Below are 16810 nucleotides of genomic sequence, written 5' to 3'. Positions count from 1 at the left end.
AACTTGGACCTAATCTCTCTGATCCCTCAATTCGGCAACCTGCTGTATACCATCTTCGCCTTTGTGATTGCGCTGTCCGTCATCGTCGCGGTGCATGAATACGGCCATTATATAGTGGGGCGGTGGTCCGGCATCCATGCCGAGGTGTTCTCGATCGGGTTTGGTCCGGTGCTGTGGAGCCGCGTCGACAAACGCGGCACCCGATGGCAGATCGCCGCGCTGCCATTTGGCGGTTATGTCAAGTTTCTGGGCGATGCCAACGCCGCGTCAGGCAAGGACGAACAGACGATGATGGAAATCATCGAACAAAGCCCCGAAGAGCTGCGCCGCACTATGCATGGCGCGCCATTGTGGGCGCGTGCGGCCACGGTTGCAGCGGGTCCTGCGTTCAACTTTGTGATGTCCATTCTGGTGTTCGGCTTGATATTCTTTTCTCAGGGCGTGACCCGCGAACCCTTGACCGTTGGCAAGCTGTATTCTCTGCCGGGTACGGAACAGCAGCTGCGGGACGGGGATGAGATCGTTGCCGTCGCGGGCGTCCCTGTGCCTAATTTCGATCAGCAGGGGGCCTGGTCCGATTTCACCGACGCTTTGCCGGTTGAGCCCGAGCTGGATTACACAGTGATCCGCGACGGGCAAACGATGGATGTGTCCGGCCCCTGGCTGTTCCCGCCGCTGATCCAGCAGGTTGCCCCGCGCAGCGCAGCTATGGATATCGACCTTAAATCCGGCGATGTGATCACGGCGATCAACGGAGAACCGGTTTTCGCCTTCGAACAGCTCAAGGAGCATGTGGAAGGCTCGGACGGTAAGGTTCTACTGCTGGATGTCTGGCGCGACGGGGCCGAACTTGAGTTCGCGCTGGCGCCACGCCGCACCGATGAGCCAAAGCCCGAAGGTGGATTTGTGACCCATTGGCGCATTGGGATTGTTGGTGGGATGGCCCTGGAACCGGCGACCGAACCAGCGGGCCTGGTAGCCTCCCTGTCCGGTGGCGTGCGGCAGACTTGGCGCATCATCGACGGATCGCTGTCGGGCGTCTGGCACATGATCACCGGGGCGATCAGTACTTGTAACATGTCCGGTCCCATCGGTATTGCCGAAACCTCGGGCGCAATGGCCAGTCAGGGTGCGCAGAACTTCATATTCTTTATTGCGGTTCTTTCGACTGCCGTTGGATTGCTGAACCTGTTCCCCATTCCAGCGTTGGATGGTGGCCATCTGATTTTCTACGCCTATGAGGCCGTGGCGGGTAAACCACCCAGCGACGCCGTGCTACGGGTTCTGATGGGGGTCGGCGTGTCACTGATCCTTGGGTTGATGGTCTTTTCAGTGACGAACGATTTGTTCTGCTGATTGTGGCGCGCGTTGCATGAAGATGCCGCAATTCCGCCCCATTTCGGGCGTAAGTTCTGCTGCGAAAAGTAAATGTGTCAGAGGTTGTGATGTCAAAGGCTCTGCGTAAATCAGCCGAAAGTGTTGGATACCTGTTCGTGTTGAACTGGGACATGCTGCTGTTTTTCGGCGCGACCGCTGTTGCGATGGGCGGCTGGGCTTACCTGATAACGATGTGATTCTCAGCACCAGTCGTGAAAACCACTTGAGGCGGCCCTTTCGGCCGCTTTGTTTTTTGGTCTTTTGACAAGGATAAATATTCTCGCTACTCAGCATTAAAGTCCAAAAATATTGGGTAGTGAAAAAAATGACTGATAGGCGAGGCGCGGGCACATCCTGCGGGGGGCAGAAGCCGGAAAACAAGATTTTGTGGCGGTCACTAACGTATATTTTCCTTTTGACATTGATAGGTTTTGTGCCGTTTCCGCAGGTTGCGTGGGCGCAAAACTTTGTCATAAATTCATTCGATGTCGAAGGTAACCGGCGCATCGAAACATCGACGATTATCGCGCGCACAGGCATCGAACCGGGGCAGTCCGTAACTGCCGGCGAGCTGAACGATGCCTATCAGCGTTTGCTTGACAGTGGTGTTTTTGAGACAGTCGAACTGACCCCGCGCGGCAGTACGCTGCTGATTGAAGTCGAGGAATATCCGACGATCAACCAGATCAGCATCGAGGGCAACCAGCGTGTCAAGGATGAGGTGCTGCTGGAAGCGATCACCTCGCAGTCCCGGCGGGTCTTCACGCCTCAGGTCGCGGAAACCGATGCGGATCTGATCGCCGAGATATACTCGTCGCAGGGGCGTGTATCCGCCACGGTCATTCCGCGCATCATCCGCCGCAGCGACAACCGGGTCGATCTGGTTTTCGAAGTCGCCGAAGGTACCACGATCGAAGTTGAGCGCGTCAGTTTTGTCGGCAACCGCGCCTATTCCGATCGTCGTCTGCGCCGGGTTCTGGAAACCAAGCAGGCCAACATTCTGCGGACGTTCCTCAGCGGTGATACTTTCATCGCCGACCGGATCGAGTTCGATAAACAGGTCATTCGGGATTTCTACCTGTCCCGCGGCTATGTGGATTTCCGCATCAACAGCGCGAATGTTGAGTTCACCCGTGAACGGGACGCCTTTTTCCTGGTGATGAACATCACAGAAGGGCAGAAATTCTCGTTTGGACAAATCAGCACGGTCAGCGAGATCCCGGGTGTGGACCCCGCTCCGTACCAGGCTGCGCTCAAGATCAAACCGGGTGTGACATATACACCGTCTCTGGTTGAAAACTCGATCGCCCGGATGGAGCGTCTGGGGATTAAACAGGGTGTAGATTTCCTGCGGGTCGAACCCCGCGTGACCCGCAACGCGCGGGATCTGACGCTGGATGTTCAGTTCGTACTGACCCGCGGACCGCGCATTTTTGTTGAACGGATCGACATCGAGGGCAATACCACAACGCTGGACCGTGTGATCCGTCGTCAGTTCGATACGGTTGAGGGCGACCCCTTCAACCCGCGTGAAATCCGCCAAGCTGCCGAGCGTATTCGCGCGCTGGGTTTCTTTGCGGTTGCAGATGTGGAGCCGCGTGAAGGGTCTTCGCCCAGCCAGGTGATTGTGGACGTTGACGTAGAAGAGCAACCGACCGGCTCTCTGAGCCTGGGTGGTAGCTACTCGGTTTCCGATGGTTTCGGGGTCGCGATCGGACTGCGAGAAACCAACTTTCTGGGACGTGGACAAACGGTTGGTCTGACCCTGTCGACTGCACAGGATTCGGAGCAATACACGCTGGACTTCACCGAACCCTATCTATTAGGGCGCAAACTGCGCTTCGATGTGGGGCTAGGCCTTTCGACGACCAACTCGAGCTTTGCCAGCTATGACACTGAAACGTTGTTCTTCCGGCCTCAGCTGAGCTACGCCATTGGTGAGTTGTCCGCGCTTCGGTTGCGTTATGGCTGGGAAAACAGCGAGATGACTCAGCAGGATGATGAGGTCAACGGCGCGGTCATTTCCTCGGAAATCGATCAGGGTGAGCGCACGACCAGTTCTTTGGGATTGTCCTATGTATATGACAGCCGCCTCGGCGGCCTGAACCCGAATGCAGGCGTGCTGTTCGAAGCTGGCGTCGATGCGGCCGGGCTGGGTGGGGACAATGAGTTCTACAAAACCACCGCCCGCGGCATCGCCCAGACCCGTGTCTGGAACGAGGAAGTCGTTTTGCGCGCATCCGTCGAAGTGGGTGCGCTGCACTGGCGCGGCGATGATTTTAGCCGGACCCTCGACCGCTTTGTTCTGGGACCCAGCATCTTCCGCGGCTTCGAGCCCGCAGGTATCGGTCCGCGCGATCTGTCTAACGGACAGGATGATGCGATCGGGGGCAACTACTACTGGGTTGCGCGTCTGGAATCAGACTTCCCGCTGGGTCTGCCCGAGGAACTGGGTCTACGGGGTGGTGTGTTCTATGACTTCGGTAACCTCTACAACCTGAATGACGTGAACACTGCAGGCGCGGACATCGTTGGCGAAGATGGCTCGATCCGTCACGTGATCGGTGTGTCGGTTCTGTGGGAAACGCCCTTCGGTCCGCTGCGCTTTAACTTCTCGAAAGCGTTGAAGAAAGAGGACTTCGACAAAGAGCAGAACTTTGACCTGACTGTTCAGGCCCGGTTCTGATCCTCAATGTTGAAACATGTGTTCATGAAACCGCAGGGCCCTTTTCGGGCCCTGTGTGTTTTTCTAGCTATTGCCTTTGCAGCCCCGGTCGTGGCGCAGCAACTGGGGGTGCCGCAAAGCAGCGTTGTGACTCTGTCCAGCGAACGGTTGTTTTCCGACTCGGCCTTTGGGCAGCGAATCCTGCGCGAGATCGAGACCGAAGGTATCCTGCTGGGAGAAGAAAACGAGCGGATCGTGGCCGAGCTGAGCCGGGAAGAAAGGCTGTTGACCGAACAGCGCGCGACCATGACCGCGGATGAATTCCGCCCGTTGGCTGATGCATTTGACGAAAAGGTTCAGTCTCACCGGGAAGGGCAACGCGCCAAGCTGGACGCATTGGCACGCCGTAGCGAAGAGGCCCGGCAAAGGTTCTTTGAGTTGGTGCAACCGGTTTTGATTGATCTGCTGCGAGAATCTGGCGCGTCGATCATCATTGAACGGTCCAGTGTCTTTCTCAGCTCGGACCGAACTGACATCACCGATGCGGCCATTACGCGGATCGACACGGTGATAGGCGATGGCAGCACTATCGAAAACGAGGCCAGCGAATAGGTTTGCTTGCCCTTGCGGCGCTGTATTGCTACCACGCCGCAAACAGAAATCCAGAACGGGACGACGACATTATGAGCACGGAAACCAAAAGCGCCGACATTCAGCTGATCCAACGGATCTTGCCGCATCGCTATCCGTTTCTGCTGGTCGACAAGGTGGTTGATATCTCGGGCTATCAGTCGGCCGTTGGCATCAAGAATGTCACCATGAACGAGCCGCATTTTCAGGGCCATTTCCCCGGCACTCCGATCATGCCGGGCGTGACCATTGTCGAGGCGATGGCGCAAACCGCAGGCGTGATGCTGGGCGTGGGTATGGATGTAATCGACAGCGAGCTGCTGATCTATTTCATGAATATCGACAAGTGTAAGTTCCGCCGCAAAGTGATCCCGGGTGACGTGCTTGAGATGCATGTTGAAACCGTGCGCGGCAAAAAAGGCGGCAAGATCTTCAAGTTCAGCGGCAAAGCGACCGTTGAAGGCGAGATCGCAGCAGAGGCCGAATTCTCGGCCTATGTCGATTGGGACATGGAAAAAACAACATGAGCGGTATCCACCCAAGCGCAATTATCGAAGACGGCGCTCAGATTGGTGAAGACTGCATCATCGGGCCGTTCTGCTATATCGGCGCGCAGGTCAAGCTGGGCGATCGGGTTGAGTTGAAGTCGCATGTTGTTGTAACCGGTGATACCTCGGTTGGCGATGAAACGGTGATCTTCAATTTCTCGGTGATCGGAGAAATTCCGCAAGACCTGAAATTCGGCGGTGAAGATACGCGGTTGGAGATCGGCAAGCGCAACCGTATCCGCGAGCATGTGACAGTAAATACCGGAACTGAAGGTGGCGGTGGAGTGACCCGGATCGGTGACGATTGTCTGCTAATGGCTGGTGTCCATGTGGCGCATGACGTTCAGATCGGCAATCGGGTGATCATGGTCAACCATGCCGGCGCGGCGGGTCATTGTGTCATCGAAGATGACGTGATCGTCGGTGGCATCTCGGGTCTGCACCAATGGGTGCGCGTGGGTCGTGGTGCGATCATCGGCGCGCTGACCATGGTTGCCAATGATGTGATCCCCTACGGTCTGGTTCAGGCCCCTCGGGGTGAGTTGGACGGCCTGAACCTGGTGGGTCTCAAACGGCGCGGTGTTTCGCGCGAGGATATCGCGGCTCTGCGGGCTGCGTTCCGCGAATTGTCATCGGGTGAGGGGACGTTCATGGAGCGCGCTCATCGGGTGGGTGCCGACAACGAAAGCGAATACGTGCAACGGATCGTGGATTTCGTGACCGGAGAGTCTGATCGCTCTTTCCTGACACCGAGGAAGTAGACCGATGTTGGCGCTGATTGCTGGAACAGGCGCGCTGCCGGGCGAAGTGTTGAAACACCTGGCCGACCGCCCGGTGATCTGTGCGATGGAGGGGTTCACGCCCGACACCCTGACCGCGGACATCGTATTTCCGCTGGAACGGCTAGGCAGTTTTATCGCCGATCTGAAAGCGCGTGGCGTGACCGAGATTTGCCTGGCAGGCGCGGTGCGGCGTCCGGTGATTGATCCAACACGTATCGACGCGGCGACGATGCCCCTGGTCCCGGTGCTGCAACAGGCGCTCATGTCCGGGGATGACGGAGCCTTGCGTGCCGTAATCGGCATTTTCGAGGAATCCGGGTTGACCGTTCGCGCGGCCCATGAGATCGCGTCCGCATTGCTGCCGCAGCTTGGGTGCCTGACCGAGGCGCAACCATCGGAGGATGATCTGGCCGATGCGGACAGGGCTGCGGGTATCCTCCGGGCCATGGGTGCGGCGGATATCGGGCAGGCCTGTGCCGTGTCCAAAGGGCAGGCATTGGCGGTGGAAAGCATCTTTGGCACAGACTGGATGTTGCAGTCTTTGACCCAACGCCCGGATGCGGGGGGCGGGGTTCTGTTCAAAGCCCCGAAACCGGATCAGGATCGCCGCGCCGATTTGCCGACGATTGGTCCGGGTACGGTTTCCTCTGCCGTGGCCGCGGGATTGACCGGGATCGTCATCGAAAAGGGTGGCGTCATCGTTTTGCAGCAGGATCGCGTCCTCGACGAATGTAACCGCCTTGGCCTGTTTCTATACGTTCGAGAGCGGGCCAGCTGATGCGGGTGTTCGTGGTCGCCGGTGAACCTTCGGGCGACCGATTGGGCAGTTCATTGATCGAGGGGCTTCGAACCCTCGTTCCCGAAGTTCAGTTCGATGGCGTTGGCGGCCCCTTGATGCAGGCGCAGGGTTTGGAAAGCCGTTTCCCGATGGCCGAGCTTTCGGTGATGGGCCTGGTCGAGGTTCTGCCCAAGTTCTTCCATCTCAAACGCCGGATTGCCGAAACTGCACAGGCGGTTCTGGACACGCAGCCGGATGTGCTGATCACCATCGACAGCCCTGACTTCTCGCTGCGTGTTGCCAAGATCGTCAAGGCGCAGAGCGATATCCGGACGGTGCATTACGTGGCCCCCAGTGTCTGGGCGTGGCGGCCGGGTCGGGCCGACAAGATGGCCAAGGTGATCGATCACGTTCTGGCGCTGCTGCCCTTCGAACCGCCCTATATGGAACGCGCGGGCATGGAATGTGATTTCGTTGGCCACCCGGTTGCTAGTGAACCGGTGGCGACCGAAGGCGATATCCGAGAGTTTCGCGCCGCCTATGATCTCGGCGCTGAGCCGATCCTTTTGGCGCTGCCGGGCTCGCGCGGGGGAGAAATTGATCGACTGGCCCCGGTCTTTGGTGAGGCGCTGCAGCAATACCTGCAAAACCGGCCGGACGTGCGGGTCGTAGTGCCCGCGGTGGCGCATATGGTCGATACCGTAGCACAGCACGTGCAAAGCTGGCCGGGCGATCCGGTGGTTGTAGATCCGCGCAACCTGCCCTCTGATCAGGCTGTCGCACAGAAGCGGGCCGCTTTCGCAGCGGCTGAACTGGCGTTGGCGGCTTCGGGCACTGTCTCGCTGGAACTGGCGGCGCAGGCCACGCCGATGGTGATTGCTTATAACCTCAACTGGCTCACGACCCTGATCGCCAGGCGCATGGTCAACCTCGATACGGTGACACTGGTCAATCTGGTGTCGGAGACCCGCACAGTTCCCGAATGCCTGCTGGATGACTGCCAGCCGGGCAGGATCGCTGACGCTCTTTCACAGGTGACTGCAAACCCGAATGCGCAGCACGAGGCCATGGAGACAACGATGTTGCGGCTCGGACGCGGCGGCGAGGCGCCCGGACTGCGGGCGGCCAAAGCGGTTCTGTCCCGGATGAACGCGTGATGTTGGATTTTGCGCTTTTTGGGCTGTCGGCCTTCATGGCACAGATCCTGACAAATCTGGATAATCTGGCGGCGCTGCTGGCGCTGTCGTTGGTCTCGGGGGCAAAGCGTTCGGTCTTCGGGTTCCTGATGGCGCAGGCGATCGTGATCGGCGCGGCGCTTTTGCTGGCCTTGGGGGTCGAGGATGTGGTCCCGCACTGGGCCGGCTATCTGGGGGTGATCCCGCTGAGCCTCGGCATTCTGGCATTGCTCCGGAGGAAAAGCGGGAAAGAAACCGAGACAAATCCCAATCTGGAAACCGGGGCATCGGTGATCATGGTCACGCTGCTGTTCATCAGCCTGTCGATGGACACATTCGCGGTACTGGCGCCTCTACTGGCCGACTCGGCCCCCAGCTTTCGGACTGCTGGCGTGATCGGCGCAGCGCTTGCTGCAGCCAGCCTGGCCACGGTCGCACTATTTGGATCAAAAGCGCCGTTCATGAGCGGCGCTCTGGCTCGACGACTGGAGCGACTGGTACCTTACGTTATGATCTGCGCTGGACTTTACATCCTCAGTAATTCGTGGACCGACGCGGTTTAATAGCCGCGCCAGATCCAGCCGCCGCCAAAGATGCGGCTGCCTTCCGAAGCATAGAACACGCAGGCCTGGCCCGGTGAAACACCTTCTTCGGGCGTTAGCAGTTCGACTTGGGCCATGGTGTCGGACAGGGGGCGGATGATCGCCTCGCGCGGGGGACGGGTCGAGCGGACCTTGACCGACACATGCCATTCATCGCGTGAGGTGAAGGGCTCATCCCCCAACCAGTTGATCTCGCGCACCGGAATGGTGCGCGTAGCCAGCATCTCTTTCGGACCGACAACAACCTGCTGTTTGTCAACATCCAGCTTGACCACGTAGAGCGGCTCGCTCAGGCCGCCGATCCCCAGACCACGCCGCTGACCGATCGTGTAATGGATGACGCCGTTGTGTTGTGCCAGTACGCGGCCATCGGCATGCACGATCTCACCGGGTTCCGCAGCACCAGGGCGCAGTTTCTCGATCACACTGGCATAGTTGCCATCGGGCACGAAACAGATGTCCTGACTATCGGGCTTGTCGGCCACGGCCAGCCCGTATTGCGCCGCCATCTCGCGGGTTGCGTCTTTCGAGGGCAGATGGCCCAGCGGAAAGCGCAGGAAGTCCAGCTGCTCGGGCGTGGTCGAAAACAGGAAGTAGGACTGATCCCGGTTTGCATCTTCGGCACTGTGCAACTCCGGACCATTCGGCCCCATCTTGCGCTGGATATAGTGACCGGTTGCCATGCAGTCGGCCTCAAGGTCCTTGGCCGTTTCCAGCAGGTCCTTGAACTTCACCCGTTCGTTGCAACGAATGCACGGCACTGGTGTTGCACCGGCCAGATAGCTGTCCGCAAACTCGTCAATCACCGCGTCCTTGAAGATGTTCTCATAGTCCAGGACGTAATGGGGAAAGCCACGCTCTTCGGCCACGCGGCGCGCATCATGAATATCGATCCCCGCGCAGCAGGCACCCTTTTTGGCCAGCGCTGCTCCGTGATCATAGAGCTGCAGCGTCACGCCCACCACGTCATAGCCCTGATCGGCCAGATGGGCCGCCACAACGGAACTATCCACGCCGCCCGACATGGCAACAACCACCCGAGTTTCCGACGGGGGTTTGGCAAAGCCAAGCGAGTTCAGCGGTGTCTCGGTGTCGAGTGCCATGACGATTCCAGTGCGGGTTAAGAAAGACCGGCAGAATATAGGAAAATTCTACACACTCTCAAGGGGCGGTTTCACTCTGCATTAAGTAGGCTGGTGTCAGCTTTGTCGCAGCACGAAGAGGACCGAAAGATGTATTTGCACAAAGTAGAAGGACCAAGGTCCGTAACCTTGCCGGATGGAACGGTTTTATCGCGCGCCGACCTGCCGCCAGAAGATACGACCCGATGGGTGGCCTCGCGCAAGGCGATTGTCGTTCGGGGCGTGGTTTATGGGCTGATTACCCTGTCTGACGCCAAGAACCGATATGGGCTGAGTGATGAGGAGTTCAACTCGTGGGTTTCTGCGGTCGCGGACCACGGTACGGATGCTCTGAAAGTCACCGCGCTAAAAAAATATCGACAACCTATAGGCGAAAGTGAATAAATGATTCAACGGTAACGTCAGATTAACCATTTTTGAGCAGGCTCAATTTGAAATTGGTAAATTGACCCGAATTGGAGCAGTAAATGCGTATACTTCTTGTCGAGGATGATCCGACCACGTCGAAAAGCATCGAACTGATGCTGACGCACGCCAACCTCAACGTCTATGCAACGGACCTCGGCGAGGAAGGTATCGATCTGGCGAAGCTCTATGATTACGATCTGATCTTGCTGGATCTGAACCTGCCGGACATGAACGGACATGAAGTGCTGCGCCAGTTGCGTATTGCGCGGGTGGAAACGCCAATCCTGATCCTGTCGGGCGCGGATGATACTGAAAGCAAGATCAAGGGTTTCGGTTTCGGCGCGGATGATTATATGACCAAGCCTTTCCATCGCGAGGAACTAGTGGCCCGTATTCACGCCATCATTCGGCGATCGAAAGGGCATTCCCAGTCCATTATCCAGACGGGACAAGTGGCTGTGAACCTGGATGCCAAAACGGTTGAAGTGGAGGGCAAGGCCGTTCATCTAACCGGCAAGGAATACCAGATGCTCGAGCTGTTGAGCCTGCGCAAGGGCACCACGCTGACCAAAGAAATGTTCCTCAACCACCTATACGGCGGCATGGATGAACCCGAATTGAAGATTATCGACGTATTCATCTGCAAACTGCGCAAAAAGCTCAGCAACGCGACCGGTGGCGATAACTATATCGAAACCGTTTGGGGCAGGGGGTATGTCTTGCGCGATCCGCAAAGCAACGGCCTGGACGAAACTCGGATGGTCGTCGGCGCCTGATTTGAACACGGTCGCCTGTGGTCCGGGGCGACCTCCTTCACTCACTGAACAGCACGTCTGGACCTGACCATGACCTCGCCCTATCACTGAGGTCCAAGAATAAGTGACAGGGCGAGGCCATGAGCAAATTGATTCCGGTATCTGATCTGACTGAGGACGCCGCGCGGGCGGAATTGGCGCAGCTTGCGGAACAGCTTGCGCGGGCGAATACACTGTATCACGCCAAAGACGCGCCAGAGATTTCCGATGCCGAATACGATGCGCTCAAACGCCGAAACGCCGAGATCGAGACGCGTTTTCCGCAGCTGAAACGGACCGACAGCCCTTCGGATCAGGTGGGTGCGCGACCGGCTGACGGGTTCTCCAAAGTTACCCACGCCGTGCGCATGATGTCGCTGGGCAATGCGTTTGACGACGAAGACGTTCAGGATTTTGACCGCTCAATCCGAAAGTACCTGGGACTGGCAGTAACACAGCCTTTGCCCTTCACTGCCGAGCCTAAGATTGACGGTTTGTCACTGTCATTACGCTATGAGAACGGGCAACTGGTTCAGGCCGCCACCCGCGGGGATGGAGAGGTCGGAGAAAACGTCACCGCCAATGCCCGGACGATTTCTGACATTCCGCAAACCATAGCTGATGCACCAGAAGTGCTTGAAGCGCGTGGTGAGGTCTATATGTCTCATGAAGACTTCGAAAAGCTGAACGCGCGGCAAGAAGAGGCTGGTGAAAAGCCCTTTGCCAACCCGCGAAACGCAGCTGCGGGTTCGCTGAGGCAATTGGATTCAGCGGTTACGCGCATGCGACCGCTACGGTTCTTTGCCTATGCGTGGGGCGAATTGTCTGAGCCATTGTCCGACACCCAAATGGGTGCGATTGATAGGTTGCGCGCTTTTGGGTTTTCTACCAACCCGCTGACCCGGCTTTGTGAAGACGTCGGGCAGATGTTGGCGCATTATCGGGATATTGAGGCTCAGCGGTCTACTCTCGGCTATGACATCGACGGTGTTGTTTACAAGGTGAACGATCTGTCGCTGCAGGCACGTCTTGGGTTTCGGTCCACGACGCCTCGCTGGGCGATCGCGCATAAGTTTCCCGCCGAGTTGGCCTGGACCCGGCTTGAAGCGATCGACATTCAGGTGGGCCGGACCGGTGCGCTCAGCCCGGTTGCCCGGCTGCATCCGGTGACTGTGGGCGGCGTAGTCGTATCGAATGCCACGCTACACAACGAGGATTATATCGCGGGTCGCGATGCCAAGGGCGGTACGATCCGTGACGGTAAGGACATCCGCGTCGGTGACTGGGTGCAGGTTTATCGTGCCGGTGACGTGATCCCGAAACTGGCCGATGTGGATATTTCAAAGCGCCCCGAAGGGGCTGAGCCTTTCGATTTTCCCACGACCTGTCCCGAATGCAACAGCGATGCTGTGCGCGAGGAAGGCGATGCTGTCCGGCGCTGTACCGGGGGTGTGATCTGTCCAGCGCAGGCTGTTGAAAAGCTGAAGCATTTTGTTTCGCGCAAGGCTTTCGATATCGAAGGCTTGGGGGCAAAGCAGATCGAGATGTTCTATGACGACCCTGACTTGCCGGTCAGAACACCGGTCGATATTTTCACCTTACAGGCGCGTGATGCTGCGAACCTGAACAAGTTGGCCAATCGCAAGGGATGGGGTGCGCAGAGCGCCAGCAACCTGTGGAGCGCGATTGATGAAAAGCGCAGTATACCGTTTGGACGGCTGCTGTTTGCTTTGGGCATCCGGCACATGGGTGAGGCCGCATCGAACCTGATCGCAACCCACTATGGCGCGTGGTCGGATTTTGAAACCGCCGTGACCGCCGCAGCAAGTTTCGAGGGGGCCGAATGGGAAGATTTGCTGAGTGTCGACGGTGTTGGTGAAGTCATGGCACGCGCCCTCGTGTCCGCCTTTGCGCAAGAGGCCGAACGCGCCAGCATCGATGCGCTTGTCGAACAACTGGACGTGCAGGAGGCCAAACGCCCGGACACCACCGGAAGTCCGGTCGCAGGCAAGTCTGTTGTATTCACCGGTACGCTGGAAAAGATGACCCGTGCCGAAGCCAAGGCCCGCGCCGAGGCGTTAGGGGCCAAGGTTTCAGGCTCGGTCAGCAAAAAAACCGATATTCTGGTGGCTGGACCCGGGGCGGGGTCCAAGGCGAAAAAGGCTGCTGAGCTGGGGATTGAAACGCTGGATGAGGATGGCTGGCTGCAGCTGATCGGAACCTCATGAGCGGTCGACCTGAACAGTTATTCCCGCTGTTCGCGGGTTTGGAAACGCTGGACGGTGTAGGGCCGAAAACGGCTCAGGTTTTAACGCAGGCGGGAACGGAGTCGCCGCGGGACGTTTTGTTCAGCCTGCCTTACGCCGTTATCGACCGCAGACGCCGCGACACCATTCAGGGTGCCGACCTGCCCAGGACATTGACGGTTGAGGTGACGGTTGGGGTTCACCGACCGCCACGCAACAAGGGCGGTGCGTATCGGGTGCATGTCGAGGACAGTCAGGCCGATTTTCAGCTGGTGTTCTTCCATGCACGCGGAGACTATCTTAAGCGGGTCTTGCCTGAGGGATCACGGCGTGTGATTTCGGGCAAGCTGGAACTGTTCGATGGCATGGCGCAGATGGTCCACCCGGATCACATGCTGCCACCCGAAGAGGCTCAGGACATTCCGGACTTTGAACCGGTGTATCATCTGACACAGGGGATCACGCAAAAAACGGCATACAAAGCTACGCGCAGCGCCTTGGAGCGTGCGCCGGAATTGGAGGAATGGATAGACCCGGCTCTGGTAACGAAACAAGATTGGCCGGGCTGGTCGGTGTCCATTTTGGCTGCGCATAACCCACAGGGGGCGGATGATGTTGCGGCTCATGCGCCCGCACGGGAGCGACTGGCTTATGATGAACTCTTTGCGCACCAACTGACGCTGGCGCTGGCGCGTCAACGTGAGCGGAAAGTCCGGGGCATTGTCAGCGTCGGAACAGGAACGTTGCAGGCGAAGGTCCTGGCCAGCCTTCCTTACAAGCCTACCGGTGCGCAATTACGGGCGATTGATGAAATCGCTGCCGACATGGGCGCGGACGCGCGGATGAACCGGTTGTTGCAGGGGGACGTGGGCGCGGGAAAAACTCTGGTGGCGTTCATGGCGCTGCTTGTTGCAGTCGAAGCAGGCGGACAGGGTGTCATGATGGCCCCGACCGAGATTCTGGCCCGGCAGCACCTGGAAGGCCTGAGGCCTTTGGCCGAGGAGGCCGGAGTTGTTCTGGACATTCTCACCGGTCGCGACAAGGGCGCTGAAAGACGCGCCAAACTGGCGGCATTGAAGAACGGCGATATTCACATTCTGGTCGGCACCCATGCCGTCTTTCAAAGCGATGTGGAATTCAGGGCGCTCCGCCTTGCCATCGTTGATGAACAGCACCGGTTTGGTGTCCGGCAGCGGATGGAGTTGTCGGAAAAAGGGAAGGGCGCGGATGTCTTGGTGATGACGGCCACGCCGATCCCGCGCAGTCTGGCGCTGGCACAATACGGCGATATGGATGTCTCGGTGCTGGATGAAAAACCGCCCGGGCGAAAGCCTATCAAAACGGCCATTGTCAGCACCGAACGTATGGATGAGGTCGTGTCCCATCTGCGCCGCGCCATTGCCGAAGGGCGCCAGTGCTATTGGGTCTGTCCGCTGGTCGATGAATCCGAGGTGTCAGATCTGACGGCTGCTGAGGAACGGTTTAAACGCTTGCGCGCGATTCTGGGCGAAGGAACGGTCGGTCTTGTGCACGGCCAGATGCCCTCGGCCGACAAAGATGCGGCAATGAAAGCGTTTCAGGAGGGGCAAACCAAGGTCTTGGTCGCCACGACCGTGATCGAGGTCGGGGTCAACGTTCCCAATGCCTCAATCATGGTGATCGAACGGGCCGAGATTTTCGGGCTGGCGCAACTGCACCAGCTCCGTGGTCGAGTAGGGCGTGGCGAGGCGGATTCCACCTGTCTGCTGATGTATCAACCGCCGCTCAGCGAAGGTGGGCGGAAACGACTTGAGGTTCTGCGCGAAACCGAAGACGGGTTCATAATCTCGGAAACCGACCTGCAAATGCGCGGTGCGGGTGATCTGATCGGCACGGCGCAGTCCGGTCTGCCGAAATTCCGGATCGCGGACCTTGAACGTCAGGCCGGATTGATGGCCGTCGCCCAAACGGACGCCCGTGCGCTGCTTTCAGCTGACCCGCAACTGAACTCGGACCGAGGCCAGGCGGCGCGCGTTCTTTTGTGGCTGATGAAACAGGATCAGGCAATACGTTTGATTTCAGTGGGTTAGGAATTCTGTTCTTGTAAGTTCACAAATGTTCTCAAAAAGTTCTTTACCGACTCACCGAAATATGAGAACAAAAGGTCAACAAAGGATTAAAGCTTTGACCGGAGGTGAGACCATGCTGAACCAGATCAAGACCGCCCTGAGCCGCTCGCAGTCGACGATTTTGCAAGATGCTGCGGGCGCCGTATCTTTGGTGGTGATGCTGATGGTTGCCCTTCACCTTCCCGGAACGTTCTGACCCTTTCTGCCTGCGATCTCGTGCCGATCATACCGCTCTGTCATACCCATTTCAGTCAAGGGTGACCTGCCTGTCCCATTTCCCTTGAGGGGCCTGCCTCGGCCCCGCGCGGCTATCCGGACCCCACGCGAGACACGCACAACCTGCCGCCGCCCTTTCCGCCCGGAAGGTGCGGCGGTTTTTTCTTATAGTTCGCCCGTTTTGATGATCTCAATCATCGCCGACAGCACGGAATTGACCGCGACCGAAGCCAGGATCATCCCCATGACACGGCTGATGATGGCAGCACCCGAATATCGAATAAGGCGGATGATCGGGTCCGCCAGCAGCATCAGAACAAAGGCGATCAGCACCACAGACAACATCACCAAGGCCGTAATGCCCTGATCTGCGGCACTGTACCGATTGTTGTCGGTCAGGATGACAATGGCCAACATCGCCCCAGGTGAGGCAAGGGAGGGAACTGCCAGAGGAAATATAGCCGGATTGGGGCGTTGCGACGGCCTTTCGAGTTCTTCTTCGGCCTCGTGTTGTTCCACGACCTGTTTGCTTTCGCCAAAAATCATCGTCAGCGCGAAAAGAAAGAGAATGATGCCGCCCGCAACCTGAAAAGAATTCAGACCGATATCCAGTGCTTCGATAAGCAATTGTCCGAAAACAAGGAAGAACAACAGCACCCCAGCGCTGACCAGAGCAGCAAGAAGTGCCGTTTTGCGACGGGCGGATGCGGTCAGAGTTGCCGTGACCGCGATGAAGACGGGGATTGTTCCGATGGGGTCGATAACAACCCACAGGGTAACGAAATGCTCAAGCAAATTGTTCAAACCAGACACTCCCCAAAAGTTCGGCTGAGGTTAGACAGGTTTGCCTCAGAAAGCCACGTTCAGGCGCAATTGGCCTGTTCGGCCTGCTCCATGGCTTCGGCCGTGGCCTCAAGTGCAAGCAGGATCGAGGCATGACGGTTCTTATAATCACGCGCAGGAATCAGAACTTCGAGCCCGTCAAAAGGGGCGTCGGGTGCCGTCCCGTCTTTTTTCAGCATGGCCGACAATTGATCACGCGCGGTTTCCACCTGCGCCCGTGTTGCGCCGATAATGGCACCGCCGACAACTGCAGCCGAGGCCTGACCCAGCGCGCAGGCTTTCACATCCTGCCCGTAATCTGAGACCTTTCCGTCCTGCATCTTCACATCCACGGTCACAGTCGACCCGCAAAGGGGCGAGCGCTTTTTCACGGTGGCATCAGGGTTGTCGAGACGGTCCAGATGCGGAATATCCGCGGCCAGCGCCAGAATGCGGCCGGAATAGAGCTTTATCAGATCGTTCTCGCCGGACATGGCTTTCCCTCGTTGTCTGTTCC

General features: G+C 58.1%; 17 protein-coding genes. 14 read left to right on the top strand and 3 right to left on the bottom strand.

Features of this window, described 5'->3' with window-relative positions; translation table 11 throughout:
* The first annotated feature begins 3 nt into the window (after window positions 1–3).
* The 9 genes from rseP (at window position 4) to ACR0IK_RS03195 (ending at window position 8518) form a co-directional block, all read left to right on the top strand.
* Window positions 4–1356 (top strand): RIP metalloprotease RseP, encoded by a 1353-nt coding sequence (gene rseP, locus ACR0IK_RS03235; protein WP_480640428.1) that lies wholly within the window; start codon window positions 4–6, stop codon window positions 1354–1356.
* A gap of 89 nt (window positions 1357–1445) precedes the next feature.
* Window positions 1446–1574 (top strand): hypothetical protein, encoded by a 129-nt coding sequence (locus tag ACR0IK_RS03230; protein WP_480590893.1) that lies wholly within the window; start codon window positions 1446–1448, stop codon window positions 1572–1574.
* 128 nt (window positions 1575–1702) lie between these two features.
* Entirely contained in the window at window positions 1703–4063 is a 2361-nt protein-coding gene (bamA, locus tag ACR0IK_RS03225) for an outer membrane protein assembly factor BamA (protein WP_480640427.1), read from the top strand.
* A gap of 24 nt (window positions 4064–4087) precedes the next feature.
* Entirely contained in the window at window positions 4088–4654 is a 567-nt protein-coding gene (locus ACR0IK_RS03220) for an OmpH/Skp family outer membrane protein (protein WP_480640426.1), read from the top strand.
* Between the two features lie 71 nt (window positions 4655–4725).
* Entirely contained in the window at window positions 4726–5199 is a 474-nt protein-coding gene (gene fabZ / locus ACR0IK_RS03215; RefSeq protein ID WP_170398715.1) for a 3-hydroxyacyl-ACP dehydratase FabZ, read from the top strand.
* Entirely contained in the window at window positions 5196–5981 is a 786-nt protein-coding gene (gene lpxA / locus ACR0IK_RS03210) for an acyl-ACP--UDP-N-acetylglucosamine O-acyltransferase (RefSeq protein ID WP_480590899.1), read from the top strand. The genes fabZ and lpxA overlap by 4 nt, the downstream gene beginning before the upstream one ends.
* Window positions 5982–5985: 4 nt before the next feature.
* Window positions 5986–6780, top strand: a complete 795-nt coding sequence (locus ACR0IK_RS03205) for an LpxI family protein (RefSeq protein WP_480590901.1) — start codon at window positions 5986–5988, stop codon at window positions 6778–6780.
* Entirely contained in the window at window positions 6780–7937 is a 1158-nt protein-coding gene (lpxB, locus tag ACR0IK_RS03200) for a lipid-A-disaccharide synthase (protein ID WP_480640425.1), read from the top strand. The genes ACR0IK_RS03205 and lpxB overlap by 1 nt, the downstream gene beginning before the upstream one ends.
* On the top strand, window positions 7937–8518 hold the full coding sequence (locus tag ACR0IK_RS03195; protein ID WP_480640777.1) for a cadmium resistance transporter: 582 nt from the start codon (window positions 7937–7939) through the stop codon (window positions 8516–8518). The genes lpxB and ACR0IK_RS03195 overlap by 1 nt, the downstream gene beginning before the upstream one ends.
* Here the strand turns inward: ACR0IK_RS03195 and mnmA are convergent.
* Window positions 8515–9660, bottom strand: a complete 1146-nt coding sequence (gene mnmA / locus ACR0IK_RS03190) for a tRNA 2-thiouridine(34) synthase MnmA (protein WP_480640424.1) — start codon at window positions 9658–9660, stop codon at window positions 8515–8517. The genes ACR0IK_RS03195 and mnmA overlap by 4 nt on opposite strands.
* Before the next feature lie 129 nt (window positions 9661–9789).
* On the opposite strand from mnmA, the gene sciP reads away from it, so the two are divergent.
* The 5 genes from sciP (at window position 9790) to ACR0IK_RS03165 (ending at window position 15451) form a co-directional block, all read left to right on the top strand.
* Window positions 9790–10083, top strand: a complete 294-nt coding sequence (gene sciP, locus ACR0IK_RS03185; RefSeq protein ID WP_480640423.1) for a CtrA inhibitor SciP — start codon at window positions 9790–9792, stop codon at window positions 10081–10083.
* Between the two features lie 83 nt (window positions 10084–10166).
* Window positions 10167–10883 carry a response regulator transcription factor CtrA gene (gene ctrA, locus ACR0IK_RS03180; RefSeq protein WP_480590909.1) on the top strand — a complete coding sequence of 239 codons (717 nt, stop codon included), beginning with the start codon at window positions 10167–10169 and terminating at the stop codon, window positions 10881–10883.
* Window positions 10884–11002: 119 nt separating this feature from the next.
* Window positions 11003–13129 carry an NAD-dependent DNA ligase LigA gene (ligA, locus tag ACR0IK_RS03175; RefSeq protein ID WP_480640422.1) on the top strand — a complete coding sequence of 709 codons (2127 nt, stop codon included), beginning with the start codon at window positions 11003–11005 and terminating at the stop codon, window positions 13127–13129.
* Window positions 13126–15216, top strand: a complete 2091-nt coding sequence (gene recG / locus ACR0IK_RS03170; RefSeq protein ID WP_480640421.1) for an ATP-dependent DNA helicase RecG — start codon at window positions 13126–13128, stop codon at window positions 15214–15216. The genes ligA and recG overlap by 4 nt, the downstream gene beginning before the upstream one ends.
* 112 nt (window positions 15217–15328) lie before the next feature.
* A complete protein-coding gene (locus ACR0IK_RS03165; RefSeq protein ID WP_480590914.1) occupies window positions 15329–15451 on the top strand; it encodes a hypothetical protein in 123 nt (40 codons plus the stop codon).
* Window positions 15452–15636: 185 nt separating this feature from the next.
* On the opposite strand, the gene ACR0IK_RS03160 is transcribed toward ACR0IK_RS03165, so the two are convergent.
* Window positions 15637–16275 carry a MarC family protein gene (locus ACR0IK_RS03160; RefSeq protein ID WP_480590916.1) on the bottom strand — a complete coding sequence of 213 codons (639 nt, stop codon included), beginning with the start codon at window positions 16273–16275 and terminating at the stop codon, window positions 15637–15639.
* 59 nt (window positions 16276–16334) lie between these two features.
* Window positions 16335–16787, bottom strand: a complete 453-nt coding sequence (locus ACR0IK_RS03155; protein WP_480590918.1) for an iron-sulfur cluster assembly scaffold protein — start codon at window positions 16785–16787, stop codon at window positions 16335–16337.
* Window positions 16788–16810 lie beyond the last annotated feature (23 nt).

It is taken from the genome of Ruegeria sp. BF7, from assembly GCF_056538605.1.
Note: the sequence above shows the minus strand (reverse complement) of the source record. Positions and strands in the feature narration are given on the sequence as shown.